The 22991-nt window shown below is 60.3% G+C and carries 22 protein-coding genes and 1 pseudogene; 19 read left to right on the forward strand and 4 right to left on the reverse strand.

What is annotated here, in order from left to right; genetic code table 11:
- The first annotated feature begins 60 nt into the window (after positions 1–60).
- On the forward strand, positions 61–288 hold the full coding sequence (locus ACQR1W_RS07000) for a hypothetical protein (RefSeq protein WP_434850096.1): 228 nt from the start codon (positions 61–63) through the stop codon (positions 286–288).
- A gap of 157 nt (positions 289–445) precedes the next feature.
- Positions 446–1090, forward strand: coding sequence for a cell envelope biogenesis protein TolA (locus ACQR1W_RS07005; protein WP_434850097.1), 645 nt, complete (start codon positions 446–448; stop codon positions 1088–1090).
- Between the two features lie 110 nt (positions 1091–1200).
- On the opposite strand, the gene ACQR1W_RS07010 is transcribed toward ACQR1W_RS07005, so the two are convergent.
- Positions 1201–2076, reverse strand: a complete 876-nt coding sequence (locus ACQR1W_RS07010) for a protein-L-isoaspartate O-methyltransferase family protein (RefSeq protein WP_434850098.1) — start codon at positions 2074–2076, stop codon at positions 1201–1203.
- A 137-nt stretch (positions 2077–2213) separates the two neighbouring features.
- Here ACQR1W_RS07010 and ACQR1W_RS07015 point away from each other — a divergent pair, with 137 nt between their 5' ends.
- Both ACQR1W_RS07015 and ACQR1W_RS07020 read left to right on the forward strand, forming a co-directional pair.
- Complete coding sequence (locus ACQR1W_RS07015) at positions 2214–2786, forward strand: sigma-70 family RNA polymerase sigma factor (protein ID WP_434850099.1); 573 nt, start codon at positions 2214–2216, stop codon at positions 2784–2786.
- Positions 2783–3040, forward strand: a complete 258-nt coding sequence (locus ACQR1W_RS07020; RefSeq protein WP_434850100.1) for a hypothetical protein — start codon at positions 2783–2785, stop codon at positions 3038–3040. The genes ACQR1W_RS07015 and ACQR1W_RS07020 overlap by 4 nt, the downstream gene beginning before the upstream one ends.
- 157 nt (positions 3041–3197) lie before the next feature.
- Here the strand turns inward: ACQR1W_RS07020 and ACQR1W_RS07025 are convergent, their stop codons facing one another.
- Positions 3198–4094, reverse strand: coding sequence for a DUF2189 domain-containing protein (locus ACQR1W_RS07025; protein WP_434850450.1), 897 nt, complete (start codon positions 4092–4094; stop codon positions 3198–3200).
- Positions 4095–4651: 557 nt separating this feature from the next.
- Between ACQR1W_RS07025 and coxB the strand changes: the two genes are divergently transcribed.
- The 6 genes from coxB to ACQR1W_RS07055 all read left to right on the forward strand — a co-directional run bounded on the left by coxB (position 4652) and on the right by ACQR1W_RS07055 (position 10581).
- Positions 4652–5485, forward strand: coding sequence for a cytochrome c oxidase subunit II (gene coxB / locus ACQR1W_RS07030; protein ID WP_008967679.1), 834 nt, complete (start codon positions 4652–4654; stop codon positions 5483–5485).
- A 72-nt stretch (positions 5486–5557) separates the two neighbouring features.
- Positions 5558–7333, forward strand: coding sequence for a cytochrome c oxidase subunit I (gene ctaD, locus ACQR1W_RS07035; RefSeq protein ID WP_008967680.1), 1776 nt, complete (start codon positions 5558–5560; stop codon positions 7331–7333).
- Entirely contained in the window at positions 7330–8034 is a 705-nt protein-coding gene (locus tag ACQR1W_RS07040) for a cytochrome c oxidase subunit 3 (protein WP_434850101.1), read from the forward strand. Before ctaD ends, ACQR1W_RS07040 begins: the two co-directional genes overlap by 4 nt.
- 143 nt (positions 8035–8177) lie before the next feature.
- A complete protein-coding gene (locus tag ACQR1W_RS07045) occupies positions 8178–8900 on the forward strand; it encodes a heme-copper oxidase subunit III family protein (protein ID WP_434850102.1) in 723 nt (240 codons plus the stop codon).
- 9 nt (positions 8901–8909) lie between these two features.
- The gene (locus ACQR1W_RS07050) at positions 8910–9311 is read left to right on the forward strand and encodes a cytochrome C oxidase subunit IV family protein (RefSeq protein ID WP_008967683.1); all 402 of its coding nucleotides are present in this window, start codon (positions 8910–8912) and stop codon (positions 9309–9311) included.
- Between the two features lie 985 nt (positions 9312–10296).
- Positions 10297–10581: a hypothetical protein gene (locus tag ACQR1W_RS07055; protein ID WP_434850103.1), complete on the forward strand. Its 285-nt coding sequence runs from the start codon at positions 10297–10299 to the stop codon at positions 10579–10581.
- A gap of 198 nt (positions 10582–10779) precedes the next feature.
- Here ACQR1W_RS07055 and ACQR1W_RS07060 read toward each other — a convergent pair whose 3' ends face one another.
- A complete protein-coding gene (locus ACQR1W_RS07060) occupies positions 10780–11367 on the reverse strand; it encodes a tetratricopeptide repeat protein (RefSeq protein WP_434850104.1) in 588 nt (195 codons plus the stop codon).
- 566 nt (positions 11368–11933) lie between these two features.
- On the opposite strand from ACQR1W_RS07060, the gene ACQR1W_RS07065 reads away from it, so the two are divergent.
- From ACQR1W_RS07065 to ACQR1W_RS07090, 6 genes and pseudogenes are all read left to right on the forward strand, one after another.
- Complete coding sequence (locus ACQR1W_RS07065; protein ID WP_434850105.1) at positions 11934–14300, forward strand: penicillin acylase family protein; 2367 nt, start codon at positions 11934–11936, stop codon at positions 14298–14300.
- Positions 14301–15176: 876 nt separating this feature from the next.
- Complete coding sequence (locus ACQR1W_RS07070; RefSeq protein WP_434850106.1) at positions 15177–16115, forward strand: helix-turn-helix domain-containing protein; 939 nt, start codon at positions 15177–15179, stop codon at positions 16113–16115.
- A 153-nt stretch (positions 16116–16268) separates the two neighbouring features.
- A complete protein-coding gene (locus ACQR1W_RS07075; RefSeq protein WP_434850107.1) occupies positions 16269–17513 on the forward strand; it encodes an acyl-CoA dehydrogenase family protein in 1245 nt (414 codons plus the stop codon).
- A 122-nt stretch (positions 17514–17635) separates the two neighbouring features.
- Positions 17636–17758, forward strand: a pseudogene (locus ACQR1W_RS07080) (3-oxoacyl-ACP reductase); the annotation flags it as partial.
- A 122-nt stretch (positions 17759–17880) separates the two neighbouring features.
- Positions 17881–18840, forward strand: coding sequence for an MBL fold metallo-hydrolase (locus tag ACQR1W_RS07085; protein ID WP_434850108.1), 960 nt, complete (start codon positions 17881–17883; stop codon positions 18838–18840).
- Positions 18841–18946: 106 nt separating this feature from the next.
- Positions 18947–19645 carry an alpha/beta fold hydrolase gene (locus ACQR1W_RS07090; protein ID WP_434850109.1) on the forward strand — a complete coding sequence of 233 codons (699 nt, stop codon included), beginning with the start codon at positions 18947–18949 and terminating at the stop codon, positions 19643–19645.
- 224 nt (positions 19646–19869) lie between these two features.
- Here ACQR1W_RS07090 and ACQR1W_RS07095 read toward each other — a convergent pair whose 3' ends face one another.
- Positions 19870–20199: a YciI family protein gene (locus ACQR1W_RS07095; protein ID WP_434850110.1), complete on the reverse strand. Its 330-nt coding sequence runs from the start codon at positions 20197–20199 to the stop codon at positions 19870–19872.
- Between the two features lie 283 nt (positions 20200–20482).
- Here ACQR1W_RS07095 and ACQR1W_RS07100 point away from each other — a divergent pair, with 283 nt between their 5' ends.
- The 3 genes from ACQR1W_RS07100 (at position 20483) to ACQR1W_RS07110 (ending at position 22962) form a co-directional block, all read left to right on the forward strand.
- Positions 20483–22126: a GMC family oxidoreductase gene (locus tag ACQR1W_RS07100; protein WP_434850111.1), complete on the forward strand. Its 1644-nt coding sequence runs from the start codon at positions 20483–20485 to the stop codon at positions 22124–22126.
- Positions 22127–22282: 156 nt separating this feature from the next.
- On the forward strand, positions 22283–22690 hold the full coding sequence (locus ACQR1W_RS07105; RefSeq protein WP_434850112.1) for a tautomerase family protein: 408 nt from the start codon (positions 22283–22285) through the stop codon (positions 22688–22690).
- A 65-nt stretch (positions 22691–22755) separates the two neighbouring features.
- The gene (locus tag ACQR1W_RS07110; protein WP_434850113.1) at positions 22756–22962 is read left to right on the forward strand and encodes a DUF3311 domain-containing protein; all 207 of its coding nucleotides are present in this window, start codon (positions 22756–22758) and stop codon (positions 22960–22962) included.
- The last annotated feature ends 29 nt before the right edge of the window (positions 22963–22991 follow it).

Genomic DNA, 22991 nt, shown 5'->3' on the forward strand with positions numbered 1-22991 from the left:
GAACTCTCGCCCCGCGGGCGGGTTGGCCTGCGTGAGTTCAACCGGAATGGAGTTCCGTCCATGAAGAAGACCCAGCTCGCAATTGCCGTGTTCGTTGCCACCACCCTTGCCGCGGCGCCGTTCGCCGCTGAGGCGAAGCACAAGACCAAGCATCATTCGTCGACCTCGTCTGAGACGACGACGGGCGCCAACACGCGCTCCGGCAGCAGTGCGAATCCGTCGAGCCAGGGCAATGTCGGCCCGGGAACCAACCAGGCCGGCAGCATGTCTAAAGGCATGTCCAAGTAAACGTCCAAGAGAGCTTCGTGCAGCGCGGGAGAGCCTCTGCCATCCGGGGCTTTCCTCGCGCCTTGTTGAGCTCAGTTGGCATCGGCGAGAGCCACTCGCCCGGCGGCCTCGCGTGTCCGTGTTATAAGTACCCGCCAACTCACTCCGCACGGGCGGCATGCCAAAGAAACCTGCAAGCAGACCCGCAGGAAAACCTGCACGAAAACTCAAGACCTTTCAAACCTCGCTCGGCTTCTTCGATCTGGCGGTCGCCGCGCCGTCCATGAAGGCTGCCTTGGAGGCGTGGGGCGCCAGCAGCAATCTCTTCCATCAGGGCGCCGCCCGTGAAACCGACGATCCCGGCATCGTTGCTGCAACGATGGCACAGCCCGGCATCGTGCTCAGGCGGCCCGTCGGCAGCAACGAACCCTTCGCGGAGCATGCCGGCCTGCCGACGACTTTGCCCGGCCCGGAGCCTGGCCGGCCGCGGAAATCTCACCGCGCATCTCAACGACCATCGTCGCGGACAACTGACGAGGCGGCTGATAGCAAGGCTGCACTGGCATTCGCGTGGGCGCAAAAGCAGCGCGACGCTACGCGCCGCAAGGAGGAGGCCGCCCTGGCCAAGCTGCGTGCCCGCCGCGAGGCGGCGGTCGCGAAAGCGGAAGCTGCGCTTGACAAGGCACGGCGCGAGCACGAGGCGAGAGCAGGGGCGATCGACGCCGAGCGCGCGGCCATCGACGAACGCGCGGACGCCGAGGCCGAGCGCTGGCGACGGGAGAAGGAGCGGCTGGAGGAGGCGCTGCGGAAGGCGCGGGCGTAAGGACATGCAGTTGCACGCTTCGCAACATGTGGACGCAGGAAATTCCATCATCCTCCAACGCGATTGTGCCGGAGCCATGTCTCACGAGCGCATTGCGCACAACGCGTCGATCACGGGCCACACGCCGCGTCCGCCACCGCTGCCTCGCGCTCCAGCCAAAACCCCGGCCCGTGATACCAGACTCTTTCGGCGTCGGCGGGTGGTGGATCGCCCAGGTGCAATGCGCGGATCGGGACCTTGCCTGACCCGATGCCAGCGAGCGCGGCCTTCAACCGTTCGGCTCCCTCCTGGTCGCGTCCGTCGACGCAGGGATAGATGCTGACGCCACCGATCGATGACGCCGCAAAGCATGTGCCCCGCCGGATCACTCTCAGCAGAAAGCCCGACCAGGAGTCCGTGGTCAGTGGCATCAGCAGGCGTCCGCCTTCGACCAGCCCATCGAGCCATTGCGGTGCCGGGTGGGTGCAGCCAGCGAAGACGATCACGGCATTGAATGCGCCGGCATCGATCGCGCGGCCATCGCCGGAAACGAACTCGACCTGTGGCCAGAGCGCAAGATTGGCCTTGGCCTGCACCGCCAGCATCGGATCGATCTCGACCGCCGTGACGTGACCGCCAGGCCCGACCATCTCGGCGAGCACCGCCGAGTAATAGCCGGTGCCGGCGCCGACCTGCAGCACGCGCGTGCCGCGCGCGATGTCCATCTGCTCGAAATTGCGCGCCCAGAAGCTGGGCATGCCATTGTTGAGATTGCGGCTCGCGTCGATCGAGACCAGAACGTCGTGATAGAGCCAGAGCGGGTCGCTGTCCGGGGTCAGGAACGGCTCCTGATAAGGCTGCGGGATGATACGCCAGGGCCCGGGACCGACGAACGGCTCGCGCGGGACAGCGGCGAAGGCGTCGATCACATGCAGGTTGCGTAGCACCGGCGTCTTGCGGCGCAGATCTTCGGCATACCAGCGGCGCGCCGCCGAAATGTCGTCCATGGCTCTCTCTCCAGTTGCTGATGGAGTTGATGCGGCCGCAAATCAACGGTTGCGGACAGGTCGAAATATTTTTCGAGACGCTGTCCGCGCGATGCCGACTGAGCCGCATACTAGAGGTCATGGAACGATCGACGGATATGTCTGGAGCTGCCGCCGCGGTGGGGCGCACCGCGGCCGACGCCGCCTCGGCGATCCAGGCGCTGTCCGAGACCGATCTGGTGCGGCTGAAGGCCTTGGCGCAATTGTGGAGCCGCGGGCTGCCGGCAGGGCTCAGCTGGGTCGACGTGCTGCATGAGGCCATTGTGCGCGTTCTCGACGGATCACGCGTCTGGCCGCTCGGCGTTCCAATCCTGGCGTTCCTGTCGGGGGTGATGCGCAGCATCTGCGACGACTATTGGCGGCGGGTTCGTCACGAGCAGAGGCTGCTCGTCAGCCGCGACGACCATAGCCAGGGTGGCCCGGCAGCCGAGCCGGTCGATGAATTGGCAGATCCTGAGCGGGTGGCTGTCGCGGTCGCAGGGCTGGCCGAGGTGTTCCGGCTGTTTGCGGGCGATCCCGTCGCGTTGAAGATCATCGACGGCATGGCCAACGGGCTTAAGGCCAAGGACATCTGCGGGGCCTACAACATCTCCGCGCTCGACTATGACACCGCGCGGCGGCGAATGCGACGCAGGCTGCTGCGCTATCAACGACACTGGAGTGCGCCATGACACGCTGGCACCCACGCCTCGAGCTCGTCCGCCTGCTCGAAGCCCTGAGCGAGGACATCATCGCCGCGACCGATGAGGAGATACGGCAGCTGCACGGGCGGGCGATGTCCATCACGGCCCACGAGATCAAGCTGCTCATCAAGGCCGCGCGAGCGGATAAGGGTGGCGGTGTAATGGAGGGATTGGACGAGCCCGGAGCCGGGCTGCGGCCGGCTGGGGCGCAGCGGCGACCCTCGCACCATCAGCGGCACTGATGTGGGATAACGGTCGTAGCGACGCGCGACGACGAGCCAACCATCTTGGAGGCGCCAAGATGGCCGGCTTCAGATCGAAACAAGTGTGCTCTTGGTCAGCATAATTCGATCCCGCCCAAGATGCGGGCAACCGTCGCCGCGGCGAATGATCACCAAACTAGCGCTCGCGGCTCCACGGGAACAGTGAGACCGGGAAATCCGCCGCATAGCGGTGACCTATCGGTGGGCCGGGCTGTTCTTCCGCGGGATTCGGGTCAGGTCTGATGACCTTCCGATAAAGATGCCACGTGGCATGACCGAGCACCGGCAGAACGACGGCGAGACCGACGAAGAACGGCAGTGAACCCACTGCCAGCAATGCGGCAACGATCAGCCCCCACGCACCCATCTCGATGGGATTGATCATCACGGCCTGCATCGAGGTGCGGATCGCGTCGATGGCGGTCGCGTGCCGGTCGAGCATCAGCGGAAACGAGACGACGCTGACGCACAGGGCGACCACGGCAAACAGCAAGCCGACGCCGCAGCCTATGATGATGAGCGACCAGCCTTGAGATGTCGTCAGTATGCGCTGCGCGAAATCAGGGATGCTCGCGGCCGGAGCATAGCCGAAGATCGAGATGTAGATCGCGTCCGCGGCGACGATCCAGACGCCGAACAGAACGAGAAGGAGGACGCCAAGCTCGAAGATGGCGCCAAAGGACGGTGCGCGCAGTACGCGCATTGCATCCCAGGCGGCGGCTTCTTCGCCGCGCTCACGACGGCGGCTCAGCTCGTAGAGGCCAAGGGCGGCGAACGGGCCGACCAGGGTGAAACCGGCGGCAAGCGGAAAGAGCAACGGCAGCACCGAGTGGCCAAGGACCAGTCGGAACAGGACAAGTCCGAGCACGGGATAGATCACGCACAGGACGATGGCGTGCGTCGGAACGGCCTTGAAGTCTTCCCAGCCCAGGCGCAACGCGTCGCCAAGATCGGAGAGGGTGATCTTGCGAACGACGTAGGTGGTAGAGACGCCAAAGAACTGCAGTTTCGGTCTTGCGAATACCGTGGCCATGGCTCCGGCCTCCTTGCCGATGGTTGCAGGGAACGGAGCGCTCGCGAGAATACGCGCATCCGTCTCGTGCGCGAAAATCGCGATCGAGCCCGGCAAACCAGGTCAACGAGAAGAAGCTTTGTCGGGCGACGCTGTCGCGACCGGTAAAGAAAGGTTAGCGCGATGCCCGGCAGAAGCAAAGCTGACACTTGCGATCGAGAGTATTTGTGCATCCGCACAATCGATTGCTGCGTCGCGTCGTCGAATGATCGACGCGCGATGGGCGTTCTCCTGCAGGCTATACGTTCGGGCCGCCCGCGCCGGGAAGCACGGTTCCATATCGACTCTATTGACGCCGGGCGCGGCGGATATCATCATCAAACAACTGAATGCCCCCAGCTGTGAAGAGAATGCGGTTAGATTGCGGTCCCGGCGTTTGATCTTTGTCTCGTTCGAAGGTCGCGACCGACAGAATGGGCGAGGCAAAAGCGCTGCGATGGTGAATGACACGCCATCGCTCCAACATGAGCTCCGCCCGTCGTTCATCCCCTAGCCTCGAATGGCAAGGAGGATCGGGAATGGCTGTCGCAATCATATTGCTGCTGATTGCAGTTGCCTCGGTGCTGTTTCACCTCTTGAGCCCGTGGTGGTGGACGCCGCTTGCCTCAAACTGGGGCTACATCGACGACACCATCACCCTGACGTTCTGGATCACCGGAGCGGTGTTCTCCGCGGTCGTCTTGTTCACGGCCTATTGTGTGTTCCGCTTTCGTCACAAGGAGGGACAGAGGGCCGAATACAATCCCGAAAACAAGAAGCTCGAATCCTGGCTCACCGTCGCGACAGCGGTCGGCGTCGCCGCCATGCTGGCACCCGGGCTCGTTGTCTGGCACCAGTTTGTCACCGTCCCGGCCGGTGCGACCGAAATCGAGGTCATGGGACAGCAGTGGCAATGGAGCTATCGGCTGCCCGGCAAGGACGGTCGGCTCGGGACATCGGATGCTCGCCTCATCAGCCCCGAAAATCCGATGGGATTGCGTCCTGACGATCCAAACGGACAAGACGACATTGTCGTTCAAAACGATGACTTGCACCTTCCGGTCGGGAAACCGGTGAAGGTGCTGCTTCGCTCGATCGACGTCCTGCATGATTTCTATGTGCCCGAGTTCCGCGCAAAGATGGACATGATACCGGGCTCAGTGACCTATTACTGGTTCACGCCCACGCGCGCCGGAACGTTCGATGTGCTCTGTGCTGAGCTTTGCGGGGTTGCGCATGCGCAAATGCGGAGCAAGGTCATCGTCGAGGAAGAGAAAGACTATCACGCCTGGCTTGAGAAGCAGCGGACGTTCGCCGAGTTGTCGGGGCGGGGCAACGTCGCGAAAGCCGCTTATAAAACTGAGAGCGAGTGAAGATCGACGAGGAGACGCCTGACATCGTCAGGCGGACTCTTTGCCAAAGAGAGGACCAAGGAGGTTATTCCCATGGTCGATATCCCGTTGGACACCGTCGCAGGCATCCCACCTGCTGAAGTGGGTGAGGTCGAGCTTTATCATCCGCGAAGCTGGTGGACGAGGTACGTCTTTTCTCAGGACGCCAAGGTTATCGCTGTGCAGTACTCGATCACGGCGATGGCGATCGGAATGGTCGCGCTGGTGCTGTCCTGGCTGATGCGGCTGCAACTCGGATTCCCCGGCACGTTTTCATTCATCGATGCGAACCAGTATCTTCAGTTCATCACCATGCACGGCATGATCATGGTGGTCTATCTTCTCACCGCGCTGTTTCTGGGAGGTTTCGGCAACTACCTGATCCCGCTGATGGTCGGCGCCCGCGACATGGTGTTCCCCTATGTGAACATGCTGAGCTACTGGATCTACCTGCTCGCCGTCCTGGTGCTGGTCTCGACCTTCTTCATGCCCGGCGGTCCCACCGGCGCCGGCTGGACGCTGTACCCGCCACAGGCGATTCTTTCCGGTACCCCCGGGCAGGATTGGGGTATCATTCTCATGCTGGCTTCCCTGATCCTCTTTATCATCGGCTTCACGATGGGCGGCCTGAACTACGTGGTGACGGTGCTGCAGGGTCGCACGCGCGGCATGACGCTGATGCGCATGCCTTTGACGGTGTGGGGGATCTTCACGGCCACCGTCATGGCGCTGCTGGCCTTCCCGGCGCTGTTCGTCGCCTCGGTCATGCTGCTGCTGGACCGTCTTTTGGAAACCAGCTTCTTCATGCCGACGCTGGTCGAGATGGGCGAGCTGAAGCAGTATAGCGGCGGCAGCCCGATCCTGTTCCAGCACCTATTCTGGTTTTTCGGCCATCCCGAAGTCTACATCGTTGCCTTACCGGCCTTCGGCATCATTTCCGATCTGATCAGCGTCCACGCCCGAAAGAACATCTTCGGCTATCGCATGATGGTGTGGGCCATCGTGGGGATCGGTGCCCTCAGCTTCGTGGTGTGGGCGCACCACATGTATGTGAGCGGCATGAACCCGTATTTCGGGTTCTTCTTCGCCACGACCACGCTCATCATCGCCATCCCGACCGCGATCAAGGTCTACAACTGGGTGCTAACCCTTTGGCGTGGTGACATTCATCTCACCATCCCGATGTTGTTCGCGCTGGCGTTCATCATCACCTTCGTGAACGGCGGCCTCACCGGCCTGTTTCTTGGCAACGTGGTCGTGGACGTTCCGTTGTCCGACACGATGTTCGTTGTCGCCCATTTTCACATGGTGATGGGTATTGCGCCAATCATGGCCGTATTCGGTGGCATCTATCATTGGTATCCGAAAGTCACCGGACGGATGCTCAATGAGGCGCTTGGACGATTCCACTTCTGGGTCTCGTTCCTCGGGGCCTATGCGATCTTCTTCCCCATGCACTATCTGGGCCTGCTGGGCATGCCCCGCCGCTATCATGACATCGGCGAAACAGCCTTCGTTCCGGCGTCGGCGCATGACCTCAATGCGTTCATGAGCGTGGCGGCCCTGATCGTCGGCTTCGCCCAGCTCGTGTTCCTGTTCAATCTGGTTTGGAGCCTGTTCAAGGGCAAAGAGGCAGGCGGCAATCCTTGGGGAGCCGCGTCGCTGGAATGGCAAACTCCCGAAACGCCGCCGGCGCACGGCAACTGGGGCAAGGAGCTCCCGATCGTCTATCGCTGGGCCTACGACTACAGCGTCCCCGGCGCGCCTCAGGATTTCGTACCGCAAAATGAGCCGCCGGCCGGATGGTCGGCGCGGGGAGCCCACCCGTGAGCGCCATTATCCTGTTCATGGCTGGATTGGCGGCTATCGCGGGGTGGTGGCTCTCGCAACAGCGGCTGACAGCCAAGCCATGGCTGGAGCAAGGCGTGATGGTCGATCTTCGCGAGGCAGGCACTGCATCGCCCCCCGCCGCGAAGATCGGATTGGGCGTGTTTCTCGCGGTCGTCGGTTCGTTGTTCGCACTCTTCATCAGCGCTTACTCGATGCGCATGACCATGGCGGACTGGCGGGCGCTGCCGATGCCGAGGCTGCTGTGGTTCAACACGGCCGTGCTGGTCCTGAGCAGTGTGGCGCTGCAAGGGACATACATGGCCGCGCGCCGGGACGACATTGGCGGCGTCATCTTCGGCCTGTGCGCAGGCGGCGCAGCCGCCATTACTTTCCTGATTGGGCAGCTCCTGGCGTGGCGCGAGCTGAGCGCTGCGGGGTATTTCCTCGCGTCCAATCCAGCCAACTCGTTCTTCTACCTGATCACTGCTGTGCATGGGTTGCATTTGATGGGCGGCCTGGTCGCCCTCGGCAGGACGACGGCCAAGGTGTGGCTTGGCGCGCCGGTGGCGCAGGTGCGCCTCAGCGTGGAGCTCTGCGCCATCTACTGGCACTTCCTGCTGTTGGTCTGGCTGGTTCTGCTCGGCCTGCTGACGGGCTGGACAGACAATGTCGTGGAGATTTGCCGCCAGTTGCTGAGCTAGAGCATGATCCGGAAAAGTGGAAACCGGTTTTCCCTCGCGACAAACGCCGAAGGCGTTTGCGCGGAGATTATGCTCAAACAAGAGATGAGGTCACGATCCGATTCCGTCTAATCGGATCGTGATCTCGAAAGGGCAAGGACGAGATGGCAGAAACGGCGCTGATAAACAACCTGGAACCGCCGGCGCGGGCTGGAGGCTTGCGAGGCATCGCTGCCGATTGGTCCTCGGATCAGCGCGCTTTCAAGAACGTGTCCTGGGGGAAGGCCATGATGTGGATCTTCCTCCTCAGCGACACCTTCATTTTCAGTTGTTTTCTGCTGTCGTACATGACGGCGCGAATGTCCACGACCGTGCCGTGGCCCAATCCCAGCGAGGTCTTCGCTCTCAGGATCGGGGGCAGAGAAATTCCGCTCATCCTCATCGCCATCATGACCTTCATCCTGATCAGCAGCAGCGGCACCATGGCGATGGCCGTCAACTTCGGCTATCGCCGCGACCGCGTGAAGACTGCAGCCTTGATGTTTGTCACGGCGGCATTTGGCGCTACGTTCGTCGGAATGCAAGCCTTCGAATGGACCAAGCTGATCATGGAAGGCGTTCGGCCGTGGGGCAACCCATGGGGGGCGGCGCAGTTTGGTTCGAGCTTCTTCATGATCACGGGCTTCCATGGCACGCACGTGACGATCGGCGTGATCTTCCTGATCGCCATCGCGCGAAAGGTTCTTCGGGGAGACTTCGATGTCGGAAGGCGCGGCTTTTTCACCAGCCGGAAAGGGCATTACGAGATCGTCGAAATCACCGGCCTCTACTGGCACTTCGTCGATCTGGTGTGGGTGTTCATCTTTGCGCTTTTCTATCTCTGGTGAGGTCGCAGCATGACAAACATCGCGGTACATCCGGAAGCGCAGCAACATTCGCTGCAGGATCACGGGCATCATGCGGTCGCATCAGGAGCCGCGCATGCAGAGGGCCAGCAGCATCCGATCAAGCTTTATCTCGTGGTCTGGGGATGGTTGTTCGTCCTCAGCACCTGCTCGTACCTTGTCGACTATTTCGGCCTCCAGGGTCATCTCAGATGGTCACTGATCCTGCTGTTCATGGTGTTGAAGGCTGGCCTGATCGTCGCAGTCTTCATGCACATGGCCTGGGAACGGCTCGCTTTGGCCTACGCGATCCTGCTGCCGCCGACGGTGCTGCTGGTATTCGTCGCGATCATGGTGTTCGAGTCCGACTACACCCATCTGCTCCGGATGATATTTTTCGCGCAGGCGACATAGCCGCTGTTGCTTGGTAGCAGGAGGGATGACGCAGGCTGGTCGCACCGCCGCCGGCCGCGATCGAGGGCTGTCCGAGACCGATCTGGTGCGGCTGAACGTCTTGGCTCAAATGGGAGGCCTTACCAAAAAATATGGAGTCGCGGGCTGCCGGCAGGGCTCGGCTGAGCCCACGTGCTGCATGAGGCGATCGTGCGCGTTCTCGACGGATCGCGCGTCTAGCCGTTCGTCGTCCCGATTCTGGCGGTCCTGTCGGGAGTGATGCACAGCATCTGCGACGATTGGCGGCGGGTTCGTCACGAGCCGCGGCTGCGCACCATCGGCGGCATCGATCGCGTCCGGCAAGGGGCGATAGACGAGAACTCGGAGTCCTGGCAGCGTGTAGGTTCGGATCTCGCCTTGCGGCCGCGGCGGTCGCGCCGTGTCGGGTCATCTGCTTCGGAACCTCCCTTCTCTGTTATGATTGCTCTCGCGAATGTGCGCGGCATACGCGCGCTTAGTGCCTAGATTCAAATCCAGATCACTGGAACGACCTGGAGCATGAATCATGAGGCTGTTGTTCCTTTCTTGCTTCACCCTTTGTCTCGTCCTCTCTGCTACCGCCGCCTCTGCCCGCGGCGGCATGGGATCAATACGACCGCACATGTCGATGGGTGGTGGCGCACTCGGTACAAGCGCCGCGACGCCAGGAACGAATTCACTCGGCACGGCGCTGCCGTCCTCCGGCGCAGGCGGGCATGCCATGAAAGGTCCGCCACTCGGGACCGATGCCGCAATCGATCAGGAAGATGCGCGACTGCAAAAGATGCTGGAGGGATCGATCTGCCGGGGGTGTTGAGGCACGCGGGGCGTTCGCGTTTGCCGCTTCGCTTCATTCAGCCGCTGAGATTGTTACGCTCCAACAACATTACGTGTGCTCTACCGGGTCTATAACATCAAGTCGTGAAGAACGCGCGTTGGCCACCGGCTACGTGAGAAAGGATTCGCCATGATGACAACGAGGTTATTGATTGCCGCGTTCGTGACCGCAGGGCTGGCGCTTCCACCTTTTTCCGCTGAAGCGAAGAAGTCCAGGCACCTCAGGCACTACGTCTCGACCGTGCAATTCCATCGGACCCAGGGATTGTCGGCACCGCAACCCAGGACCTATGGGACATCCGGAACATCGATCGGAACTGTCACCGCCCCTTCAGTGGGCTCCTATTCTTGGCCCTCGGTTGGCGTGACAAACGCGGTGCCGACCTGGAGCAACACCAATCCTCCTGTCCGGTAAGGGAGTTGCCAAGGCAGCGGGATCGTTGCGAACGTAACATCGAAATCGCGCGGAAACGCTCACGATGACCCCCTTGCGTTGCTTCTTCGCGTTCAGGCTCGGATGTCGCTGGACCACCAGGCCCGTTAGTACCTGGGACGCGCCCAGTCGTCGGGCGCGTCCTGTGGCCGTGGCTCAGCGCGCGCTCTGACGCCGACCTTACCATACTGCGCGCTGGTCAACTTTCGGATCGATCCGTCTTGCCTCAGCCATGTCCGCCTCCGCCCCAGCTAGGTCTCCCTGTCGCTGCTTGGCTCTGCCGCGGACGTAAAGAGCAAATGGCTTATCGTAGAAATCGAGATGGATGGCCGTGGTGAAGTCTGCAATAGCTTGATTATAATCCAAACGGCCGAAATAGGCCACGCCACGATTACAGAAATGCTCAGCATAACATGGTTCGAGTTGAATCGCCCTATCGTAGTCTTTGATAGCCCGCTCCCAGTCCTGTCTTTCGAGATAAACAGCTCCGCGGTTTTTTAAAGCGGAGACATAATCAGGGTCGATACGGGTCGCTTCGTCGAAATATTTTAACGCCTGATCCCACTGCTTGTCGCTCAAGTATGCGTAGCCCCGATTGACCAACATCAATTTGTTACTAGTTGCTTCATTGCGGAACGCTGTCGCGAACGCTTGGTATTGAACGGCATGTCGGTCCGCTGGCTTTGCAATGCCGATATGATCGGTTTCGACGGCAAGAAGCGGCGGCTTGTTGCAGAGACTGGAAGCGCTCGTCTGATCGACAACCATCTTGCTCAGCCAACCATAGGAAGTCGCGCTTTTGCACAATACGACGGAATTTTCGTCGCGAACTCAGCGGCAATCCAATCCCTTTGGATGTTCGCGAGATAATCAGACGACCTCATTATTTTCATGTCGTTGAATTGTGTATTGCGGCTCAGGAGTTCAGCCCAATTTGCGATTGTGGCCCCTGTGGTCGGTGTCGCCAGGAAGAAAATGAACCGTGTCTTCGCGGCTATATCGCGATATTTCAGCAAGACGTCTCACGCCACAAGCCCATCATGGCACGCAGTTTGGTGTTACGCCGTGTGGTCGTCTGATTCTCCATGATCTAGCTGTCATGCACATGCGAGGTTTGTTTCGCTCGTAACCAAGATCATCTCGATTCGGTCGATGATCATGATTACCAAACAACGTTGGTGACGGAGTATGGGACGTCCAGTGCCGCTTTGATCTGATGTCTTGCGCTGTTGCAGGGACTACAGACCGGCGGGCTCGCGCCACGCCAGCCCCGGCGACCCAACGTAAATGGCCGCTAGCCCCAGTATGCGGGACTGCAGGATCGGATACAAAGAGTGAAGACGAGATCTTTGCGTAGCCGTGACGTCGCGCCGATCCCGGTTGTCCTGGCTGCGGCTGCATTCGTCGCTGCCTGGATCACGCTTCGTGCAAGTCTGCCGCAGCTCGATGGTGTCGTTCACGCGAGCGAGCTGTCCGCCAACGTAGCGGTCGATCGAGACGCGCTGGGCGTTCCCACGATCCGCGGCGCCGATCGTGGCGACCTCGCTTATGCCACTGGCTTTCTGCACGCGCAGGATCGCTTCTTCCAAATGGATCTGTTACGCCGCACGGCGGCGGGCGAACTCGCGGAACTGTTTGGACCGGCCGCGCTCGAGCTGGATCGCCGCCACCGCCTGTACCAGTTCCGAAAACGGGCCGCCGCCGCGCTTGCCGCCGCTCCGCCGGACGAGCGCCGCGTTATCGATCTCTATACGCGCGGGGTCAACGACGGCTTGAACGCGCTGTTCGCTCGCCCCTTCGAGTACCTCGTGCTGAGGGTAACGCCCGTGTCTTGGCGGCCGGAGGATTCGGTCCTCGTCGTCTACGCGATGTATTTCGATCTACAATACCACGAACTGCAATCCATCCTGGCGCGCGAGCTGTTGCGCCAGCGCTTGTCCGATGACGTCTTCTCATTCCTGCTGCCCGACGTTAGCCATTGGGATGCGCCATTGGATCAGGCGGCGAGTCCGACGGTGAAGATGCCCATCGTGCCTGCTACCGCACCCAGCTGGCAAAGGTACCGCGGGCCGTCGGCGGCTCAACGCGAAGACATCATGACGTTCGGAAGCAACAGCTGGGCCGTCGCGGGGCCCCGCAGCCGCCGGGGCGAGGCATTGCTGGCCGACGATATGCATCTCGGCCTGCGGCTGCCGAACATCTGGTACCGGCTTTCGCTAATCCATCCGGATGCGACCGGGAAGCCGCGCCAAGTCACCGGCGTCAGCCTGCCGGGCGCGCCGGCCATCATCGTTGGCAGCAACGGCCACGTCGCGTGGGGCTTCACCAACAGCTCGGGACACTACTTGGATCTAATTGGTCTCGACGATGATACGATGCAGACACTTACCTATCACGTGGCGGGCGGCGCCACGGAGCGGGCCACTCGGGAGGTGGAGCGAATAGCGGTGAAGGGCGCGCGACCTGTCGACTTGCCGATCGTCGAGACGGGATGGGGGCCGGCGATCGAGGTGGCAAAGAAGATCTACGCGGTTCACTGGGTCACACAGGATCCGAATGCTGTGAACCTCAACCTGCTACGCATGGAGGATACAGACAACGCGGCAACGGCAATGAAGACCGGCCAGGCAAGCGGCATTCCAACGCAGAACATAATCGTTGCCGACAGAGATGGCCACATCGGTTGGACGCTGGCCGGTCCGCTGCCGCGGCGCTCGGGGTCCGGCGACGGGCTTCCGATCTCTGGCCGGGACGATCGCACGTGGGCCGACTATCTAGTCCCGGACGACTATCCGGCCCTACTCGATCCTCCGCTCGGTCTTCTTTGGTCCGCCAATAACCGCCAACTGAGCAGCGCCGACCAGGACAAGATCGGTGGCAAGGACGCCGATATGGGCGCACGCGCCAGCCAGATCCGCGACGCTCTCCTGATGGGTGACCAGTTCGACGAGCGCTCGCTGCTCGCGATCCAACTCGACGACCGTGCCCTGTGGATCGCTTCATGGCGGCAGCTTCTGCTTGATGCGCTTGACGATGCGGCACTTGTCGGTCATCCCGAGCGCGCGGAAATGCGCCGGCTGGTCGGTCAATGGAACGGGCGTGCCGATGCCGATTCGGTCGGTTACACGCTCGTGCGCAGCTTCTATCGCTCAATGTACGACGCTTGGTTCGGCGGCCTCGATGCCGAACTTCGGCAGGTGGATCCAGGGGCGAGTTACCGTGCGGCGAGTCCTCGCGTCGAAGCCGTGATGGAAGCGCTGGCAAAACAGCACGCTTGGGTGCCGTCAGGCACGCGCGACTGGCGTGAATTCCTGCTCGGTCGGATCGATGCGGCCGTTGCCGCTGAGACAAAAGATGGCGCGCAGCTTCGGGACGCGCAATGGGGAGCCGCCAACCGCGCAGCGATCGCTCATCCTTTCGTGCAATTCATGCCCTGGCTCGCCAGGTGGCTCGCCGTACCGCGCGACTTACTGTCGGGAGACGTCAACATGCCCCGGGTACAGGCGCCCGAATTCGGCGCATCCGAACGCATGGTCATCGCACCAGGTCATGAAGAGACAGGCATTCTGCAGATGCCGGGCGGCCAGAGTGGCCATCCGTTGTCGCCGTTCTTTCTCGCTGGCCACGAGGCATGGGTCCGTGGCGAGCCGAGTCCGTTTCTGCCGGGGCCCGCGGTGCACCATCTACTATTCGAACGATAAGAACGCCGAAAGGCGGGTTGTCTGGCGTATAGAGCCTTGCCCAATGTGGCGAACTTCTACTCAAGGACATGAGGTCTAGGCCCGTTGCGCTACAGTCGTAACCACTTTCGTCAATGTCGGAACGAAGCGGTAATACGAAAGCGCCATATCTCTTGGCAAAGCAGTCCGCAGGATTGGCAAATGCACATCGAGGGTCCTCTACCCGCGAAAGAGACTTTGTGGGACTCATTCGCCGCCGTTCTTTCCCTCGCGATGGCACGCATTGGTGCGTGCTTGATTGTTGGAGTTGCCGCGTATGGCACGGCTGTGCACCCGGATTCGTTCTGGTCGGTGGGTGAGCATGTCGACGATGGCGACCGAAGGGGGGACCGGCGCCAATAAGATGGCAACCTCCCATGTTCCTCAAAATCTCCTAGACGGTCAACGATAACTGGAAGAGCTCATCGCGGTTCGCGAGCCAGCGTTGCGACAACGGGTCGTCGCGCACGGTTGCCTTAAGATATGCATCATCGGAATTTGGTTTGGTCCTCGCCAAGCAATCTGCAGCCGTCGAGATCGCGAGTCAGACTATGGCGTCAGATCGACCGGCCGCTGGCTTCGGAGCTGGCTCGCCCTCGACGACGAAGCACTCCAGACGACGAAGGAAGATTGGTCGTAATGCTTGGTTTCCGGGGCTAATGATGATTCCGTCGTGGGGGCTTCTGCTCGGTCGGTGTTGCGACCTTGTTCTTCGGTCAACTGCAGCGGGGCCGATGATACTCGGGACTTCGCTTGGCGCGCGCTCAAACTCCTCCGAAAGATGTGATCCGTTCCGACTAACGACTGTCGTATGCTCTTAGCGTGAGTGTCAGATCACGACGTTTGTCGCGAGGCCGTATGGAGTGGTCGGCAAAACGGTGTCAAGCGGATCAACCCTTCGGCAGTTGGGCTGATGATCTCGCGGCCGCTTTTGTTCGGTTGGAGCCGCGCCAATTGACCGAGCATCCGTTTCGGGGTGCGATATCCAGGACCGACGCTGCGCCGATCCGAATTTCCCGCGTCATCGCGAGCAAACACAGGGTTCTTCGGTTGCGCTCGCATATTGCGAACAGCGACCAAGATTTGTGCTTCGTTAATCTTCAACTCGAAGGCGTTGGTCGCTACATGCAGCGCGGCCACGAGCAGGTCTGCGGCCCCGGAGATCTTGCTTTCGTTGACACCACCGAGCCATTTGAAATCGCAAACGCCTGGGATTTTCAACTATTTTGCTTTGCCGTACCACGGCATCTGCTGCCTGCTCATTTTTCCGACCGACCGCGGCTCTCTCTGTCAGCGACCGCGCTTGGCCGCGCTCTTTCCCGCACACTTGCAGACTACTCCGAGCTTTGCCTCAACGCGCAGACTCATTCGAAGCTCGCCGAGCTTGGTGCTGCGCACCTTGTTGATCTGATATCCCATGCGACCGGTGTACTTGCCGAAGCACCGCCCACGCCGAAGGGATCGGTGCTCTTGTCGATGATGTTGGACCATATCGATCGTCACAGCGGCGATCCGCAGCTTTCCGCGGCAACCCTTGCGCGGAAATTCCGCTGCTCGGTGCGTTACGTGCACAGGGTGTTTTCAACCACTGGCCGCTCGGTCGCAGAGCACGTCAACGGCCGTCGGATTATCGCCTGCACCCGCGATCTGCTCGACCACAGTCATAATCGAACGATAGCGGAAATCGCGTTCGCGGCGGGCTTCCAGGACATTTCGCACTTCAATCGGCTATTCAAGCGCAGCAATGGCGCAACACCGAGCGAGTTTCGCCGCATCAGGGCCGTGAGCCGCGACTAAGTCTGCAGCGCGGTGGCGATCATTCATTTTGCAGCCGTCGCTCCCGGTGCGCCACAAACCGATCAATGGTGCGCTCCTATCCAAGATTTTCCGAGTCCGATCGCATACCCATGTCGCGAACGACACACCGTCATCAAGACCTGGGAATGCCAAATGGCCATCGATTTTACTCTGACACCATCGCAGCGCCGTCTCCAACTCGAATCCCGCCGGTTCGCTGCAGATGTACTATCGACTGCAGCGAGCGCTGAGTTTCTCCCCACCCCCGAGGAGCGATTCTTGGCGACCCGGCCGATGTACGAAGCGATGGTCGCGGCCGGCTATTTGCGAAACTGCATTCTAGCTCCAGCGGGCGGCGAGAATGCCAGCCTCGTCGACATGGCCATCATAGCCGAAGAATTCTATTGCGTGAATGCGAGCGTCACCCTCACAATGGTTGGGACCGTGCTCGGCCTATTTCCGATCCTGCTCGCGGGCTCGCCGGAGCAGCGTGCCCGGATGCTCGGTCCGTTCTTGAGCAAGAACGGCGCGCCGTTGGCCGGATGCTGCTCCAGCGAACCGGGCGGTAGCGCGAACGCCGGGTCGCCGCCGCCAGGCGAGGGGGTGCGCACCGTCGCCCGGCGCCAGAACGACGCCTGGATCATCAATGGCCGCAAGAAATGGGTTTCCTCGGCGACCGGCTGGGATCGTCAAGGCGCGGACATCTTGACCGTCGTGTGCCGGACCGATCCCGATGCGCGGCCTGAAAGAGCTATTTCCGTGATCGTGGTTGAACGACCCGCATCCGGTATTGTCTTCGAACGAGCGATCGACACCCTGGGGCATCGGGCACATTTGGTGCCGGAGTTTAGTTTTGTGGATGTCTCCGTGCCGCGACACAATCTGCTTGGGGAAGAAGGCCGCGGCCTCGCGCTGACCGCAGCGAGCTTTACCGGCGCCTCGGCCTTGGTCGGAATCTTCGCCGTTGCCCTTATGCGGGCGGCATTCGACTTTGCACTACACTTCGCGCGCACCGAACGGCGCGGCGGCGTTCATCCGATTATCGAGCATCAGGCGGTGGGGTACGCGCTGGCCGACGCCAAGATGATGATCGAGGCGACGCGATGTTTGAGTTGGCGCGCATGCCACGCTGTCGATACGCGGTTCCCGGCAGCCGATGAACTGGCGATCCAAGCCAAGATCTGCGGCTCTGAGGCCGCCGTTCGCGTGATTGCCGATCTGATGCACGTCGTCGGGGTCGACAGCTACGACCGCGAAGGTCCGCTCGGACGCCTGCTACAGGACGCGCTCGCTCTTCCGATCTTCGGCGGCGGCAATATGGGTGTCCGTCGACGTCAGCTTCATACCATGCTGAAACGACCGGATTACGAGCCTCTTCTGACCAGTGGTGCAGCCTGAAGCATCGCGGCTGTTTCGAGTTCACGTGGTCCGGCAATACCATCAACGGATAGGTGGAACGATGACCACAACGGAAGCAGTGAGGTCATAACGGCAGCGTCGCAGGGAATCGGTGCGGCGATGGTCGAATGGGAGAAGTGTCCGACATCGTGGGCGCGATCATGTACCTGGAGTCAGCGGGATTTGTGTCCGGAGAGACACTTCAGGTCGACGGAGGGCAGGCCGGTCATCATACAATCCCGTGATGTGCTTCGTGATCTCCGGCAATCGGATGCACCCGGTGAACCCCGCTCGTTCATTTCACAGAGCAGTGTCTTGACGCCAGGCGCAACGTGCCAGATGCTCTCATATATGATGACCATCATGTATGAATACGTTTCAAGACGCGGTTTTTATGAATCGGCGCGAGGTGATGAAACTGGTTTCTTCGGCTATGCTTCCAATGACGCCGGGAGCAGCCATGGCCAATCCGCAGGGTGAGCGGGCCTCGTTGAAGTACAAGGTGTTTACGGTCACCCGCCATGGCCTGAACCGCGATGTGCCCGCCGGCAAGGAATCTCTGCAGTGGGTCGCGAATTCGTCGACTTTGATTCATGGAGAGCGGGACGCGGTGCTGGTAGATACTTTTCTCACCGTGGAGCAAACCAACGGTTTGGCGGACGCCATTGTTGCGAGCGGAAAGACGCTGAAAGCCATTTACGTCACCCATGCCCATGGCGATCATTTTTTCGGAATCAAAGTGCTGCAGGATCGCTTTCCGGAGGCGAAAGCACTGGCGACTCCAGAGATTGTCGCACGAATGAAGCTTCAGAGTACGCCGGAGAAATTGAATGGTCGCTGGCGCAGGCTGTTCCCCAATCAAATTCCAGACGTCATTTCGATCGCGGATCCGCTTGCGAGCAATGAGATTGATCTGGATGGAAACAAGCTGGACGTTGTAAGACTCGGCCATACGGATACGGACGATACGACATGTCTTCATGTCCCATCCATCGGACTGGTCGTCGCCGGCGATGCCGTCTATAACGGCATTCACCTCTTTCTCAACGAATCCAACAGGCAAACTCGGCAAGAGTGGCTTACTGCGCTTGACAAGATAGAAGCCCTGAAGCCGTTGGCCGTGGTTGCCGGACACAAGATTCCCAGCAACGATGATAGTCCGAGGAATGTGAAAGAAACCCGCCAATATATCCGAGACTTCATTCGATTGAACGACGCGACCAAAAGCCCCCGCGAGCTTTATGACCGGATGCTGGAACTGTATCCCGATCGCGCCAATCCCGGATCGCTGTGGAGTTCTGCGATTGCGGCGAAGGCTGAGACATAACGCTGCATGTAGTTCGGGTTGGCGTTTTTGTGCGACGCGCAGCTCCGTTTCGCTCACGTTCAGATCGCCGCGCGTCGCGGCGACGGCCTTCAAGGAACGCTCCACAATGACCGATTACGTCTTAGTCCACGGCGCATGGCATGGTAGCTGGTGCTGGGCGCGGGTGCGTCGCCTGCTGACTGCCGCAGGCCACCAGGTGTTCACGCCAACATTAACAGGCCTCGGCGAACGCTCTCACCTGCTGAGCCGCGACGTCGGCCTCGATACCCATGTCGCCGATGTGACCAATCTAATGGCTTGGGAGGACCTGCGCGACATCGTCCTGGTCGGACATTCCTACGGCGGTGCCGTTGTGCGCCATGTCGCCGACCGAATGCCGGACCGGATTCGTTCGCTGATCTACCTCGACGCCTTTGTTCCCGAAAACGGCAAGTCCCTTTTCGATTACATGCCCGATGGCGGCAACGTTATGCGGCAACTAGCTACAGCCCACGGCGATGGCTGGAAGATCCCTCCGATGCCGGCCGCGCAGTTCGCTGTCAATGCGGCGGATACCGCCTGGGTGGACCGTCAGTGCACGATACATCCGCTGTCCAGTTGTGAAACCCAGGCGCGGATTAGCGGCGCCTGCGACAGCATCCCAACCATCGGGTACATTCTGGCACGAGGCTATGACGGTCCGTTCGGTCAGTTTTACGCCAAGGCGGCCGAGCGACGCTGGTGGCGGGAGGAGCTTCCATGCGGGCACGATGTGATGCTCGACGTGCCCAACGAACTCACGGCCTTTCTGCTGCAGCGGGCATAATAGGTGATCTTCGATCTCACAGGCACGCAACAACTCCCAATAGCAGTCGCGACTTTACGGTAACCAAGACCGAACGATCGTGAGGGCGATGATGGTGTAAGGGAGGCCCGAGCGAGGCCCGTGACGATTCGTTTGGGCGGCGATCGATTCAATGCGCTGGAGGCTTCGACGTGACTGCTCCAGAAGCTCAGAAGCTCACCCCTCCGCTTCACGAAGCGTTGTCTCTACGCCGGTCGATTGAATCGTGAAGGCCGTCCTGAGATCTTCTTGGACACGCGGAGGAGGTCGGGATTCACGCCATGTACCTCCCAGGCCGTGATGCGAAAGCTCGCAATGGCGTTCCCCTGAACATAGGGATCATCCGCCATTAGAAGCTCTGCCGCTTCTTGGCTGTCCGTCGCGTATAGATAAAGACCACCAACGTCCCCCGGGAATGATCCGGCGGCGACCAGCTTCCCCTGTTCCAGGAGTCCGAAGAGGTACTTTTGATGCGCGGGCCGTAGCTCGAGGATTCTTTCGCGCTCGCCGTATTGCAAGTAGTTCACAAAGATCATCTTGAGCTCCAATCGGCATCAATGCCGAACGAGTTTCCTTCATTGCGCGACTAGCGCCGGGACGGCGCCCGAACGCTGCCAGCGCTTGTTTATATGATGATTATACTTCTGCGGACAATTTGCAATGCTTGAGGCACTCCTCCTCTGTTTGTTTCAACGGTAACTGGATTCCGTATTTCCTGAAACGAGAATGGTACGTCAATAGAATTATATGTATCATGCAAACAAACGCAGCCGATGTTCGGCGACGTTCCTGCTCCAGTTGCGCAATGAAGGAAATTACATGAGTGACGGGTCAGCAGAGTTTTTAAGCAGCGTACGCGCAAACCAGCAGCAACTCCGCTCGAACCTTAAGTCGCATTACGACTTCATCGTTTGCGGCTCAGGATCCTCAGGATCGGTCGTCGCCCGGCGTCTTGCTGAGGACGGCAATGTGAGCGTGCTGTTGGTCGAAGCGGGCGGGGACGATGTCGGACCCAGCGTTCTGGAAGCCGGCCAATGGCCGATGAATCTCGGCAGTGAGCGAGATTGGGGATTTGTGGCCGAGCCAAATCCGCATCTCAACGACCGCGCGGTTCCGTTGCCCATGGGGAAGGTGCTCGGGGGAGGGTCAAGTATCAATGTCATGATTTGGGCTCGCGGGCACAAGACCGATTGGGACTATTTTGCCTCCGAGGCTGGAGACTCGGCTTGGAGCTACGATTCAGTTTTAAATATCTATCGTCAGATCGAGGACTGGCACGGCATCGCCGATCCGAAGTACCGGGGCACGGGCGGCCTGGTCCATGTGCAGCCAGCGCGTGCGCCAAATCCTATTGTTTCGGCGGTCCTCGATGGGTGTCAATCGAATGGGATTCCGATCTTCGAGCATCAGAATGGCCGTATGATGGAGAGCAAGAGCGGTGCATCCGTCATCGATATGAGGGTCAGTGACGGAAAGCGGCGATCCGTCTTTCGATCCTACGTATTTCCGTATATGGATCGACCGAACCTGACGGTCCTCACACGCGCGGTTGTCAACCGTATCATCTTCGACGGCAAGCGTGCAGCGAGTGTCGAGATATCGCATGCCGGCGCGCCGCATCGTATCCATGCGAGCAGCGAGATCGTTGTCTCGCTTGGCGCGTGCCACACGCCGAAGCTTCTCATGCAGTCTGGTGTTGGAGACAGAGCCGAACTGGAGCGCTTTGGAATTCCGGTCATCCAACATCTCCCTGGTGTCGGCGCGAACTTCCAGGATCATGTCGGTTTCGACTGCGTCTGGGAGTCCCCCGAGCTTTTGACGCCGCACAATACTGGAGTGGAAGTAACGTATTTCTGCCAGAGCGATTCAGGTTTGGACCATCCCGATATTCAGGTTTGCCTGGCGGAGTTTACGAAGACAAGCTTGGAGAACGCGGCGAGATTCCAGCCGCCAACAAATTGTTGGACGTTGTTCGGGGGGCTGGAGCGGCCCAAGAGCAGAGGCAGAATTCGGCTCACCGGCGCTAGATCAGAGGACCCCATTCAGATCGAAGCCGGCTTCTTGTCTCACCCGGACGATATGACGGCCGCTATTTCGTGCGTCGAACTGTGCCGCGCGGTCGGCAATTCCGCAGCCATGAAGCGCTTCACGAAACGAGAGATCATGCCGGGCAAGCTGAGGGGCAAAGACCTCGAGGACTTTATCCGGAATGCCGCTGTTACCTATTGGCATCAGACGTGCACGGCCAAGATGGGCCAGGATTCGATGTCCGTCGTCGACAGCTCTCTTAAAGTGCGCGGCGTTGAAAGCCTTCGCATCGCGGACGGCTCCATTATGCCGCGCATCACGATCGGCAACACCATGGCGCCGTGTGTGATCATCGGAGAGCGCGCGGGACATATCCTCCAGGCCGAGCACAAACTCAAGGCGACCTCGCTGGTAACGGTCCCAGATCAGAATTGAGAGCGAGCAGGCGCATCCGTCGCGGATCACTGGCTATCAAGGAGAAAGGCGTTGAAGTGACATAGCGGCAGCCCGCGGTTGATAACAATCGCGGCTCCGCGAGGCAAGCAAGCACACCCGGTCGCGCCAGCCCGACCACATGAAAGGATAGTTCTAATGCCCGTTTACGTTTGGACCTCGCAGCAAGGCACCTTCTCTCAAGATCAAAGAAAGTCACTGGCAAGGGCCGTCACAGACATTCACTGCAGTGCGACGGGAGCGCCGAGAAACTTTGTACGAGTCATCTTCAATACCTATCCGGAGGGAAGCGGCTTTTTGGCTGAGACGCCCTCTGCCACTGTATTCCTGCTTTGCCATATTCGACCAGGGAGAACCATGGAAACGAAACATTCGATGCTGAAGCAACTCAATGATGCGGCCGTGAAGATCGGCGGCATTTCAAGTGATGCTCTCGCCATCATTGTCGCGGAGATTCCGCCGGGCCACGGAATGGAATTCGGTCTGATACTGCCCGGAACCACACCTGAGGAAGAGGCGAACTGGCTCAAGGAGCACAGGCGTTGAATCTCCGGCAGGTTTTTGAATCCCGCCGGTTACGCAGCCGATTGGATCCGCCCCCAGGAGGCACGATGGCTGGATCGCGCAAAAAGCGGCAAGAGTGGAGCTGGTGGCGCCTGCTCTTGCTCGTCCAATTTATCGCGGTCCTCTGGCCGCCCTTCTACAACAGGGCGGAGCCCGCTTTGATCGGCATGCCGTTCTTCTATTGGTATCAGCTGTCCTGGGTGGTCATCGGCGCTATTCTCACCGCGATCGTCCACTTTGCAACCGACGAGTAGCGGTCTGGCACGGCTGAACACTGAGCCCT

The organism is Bradyrhizobium sp. HKCCYLS1011 (genome assembly GCF_051167795.1).
Taxonomy (GTDB): domain Bacteria; phylum Pseudomonadota; class Alphaproteobacteria; order Rhizobiales; family Xanthobacteraceae; genus Bradyrhizobium.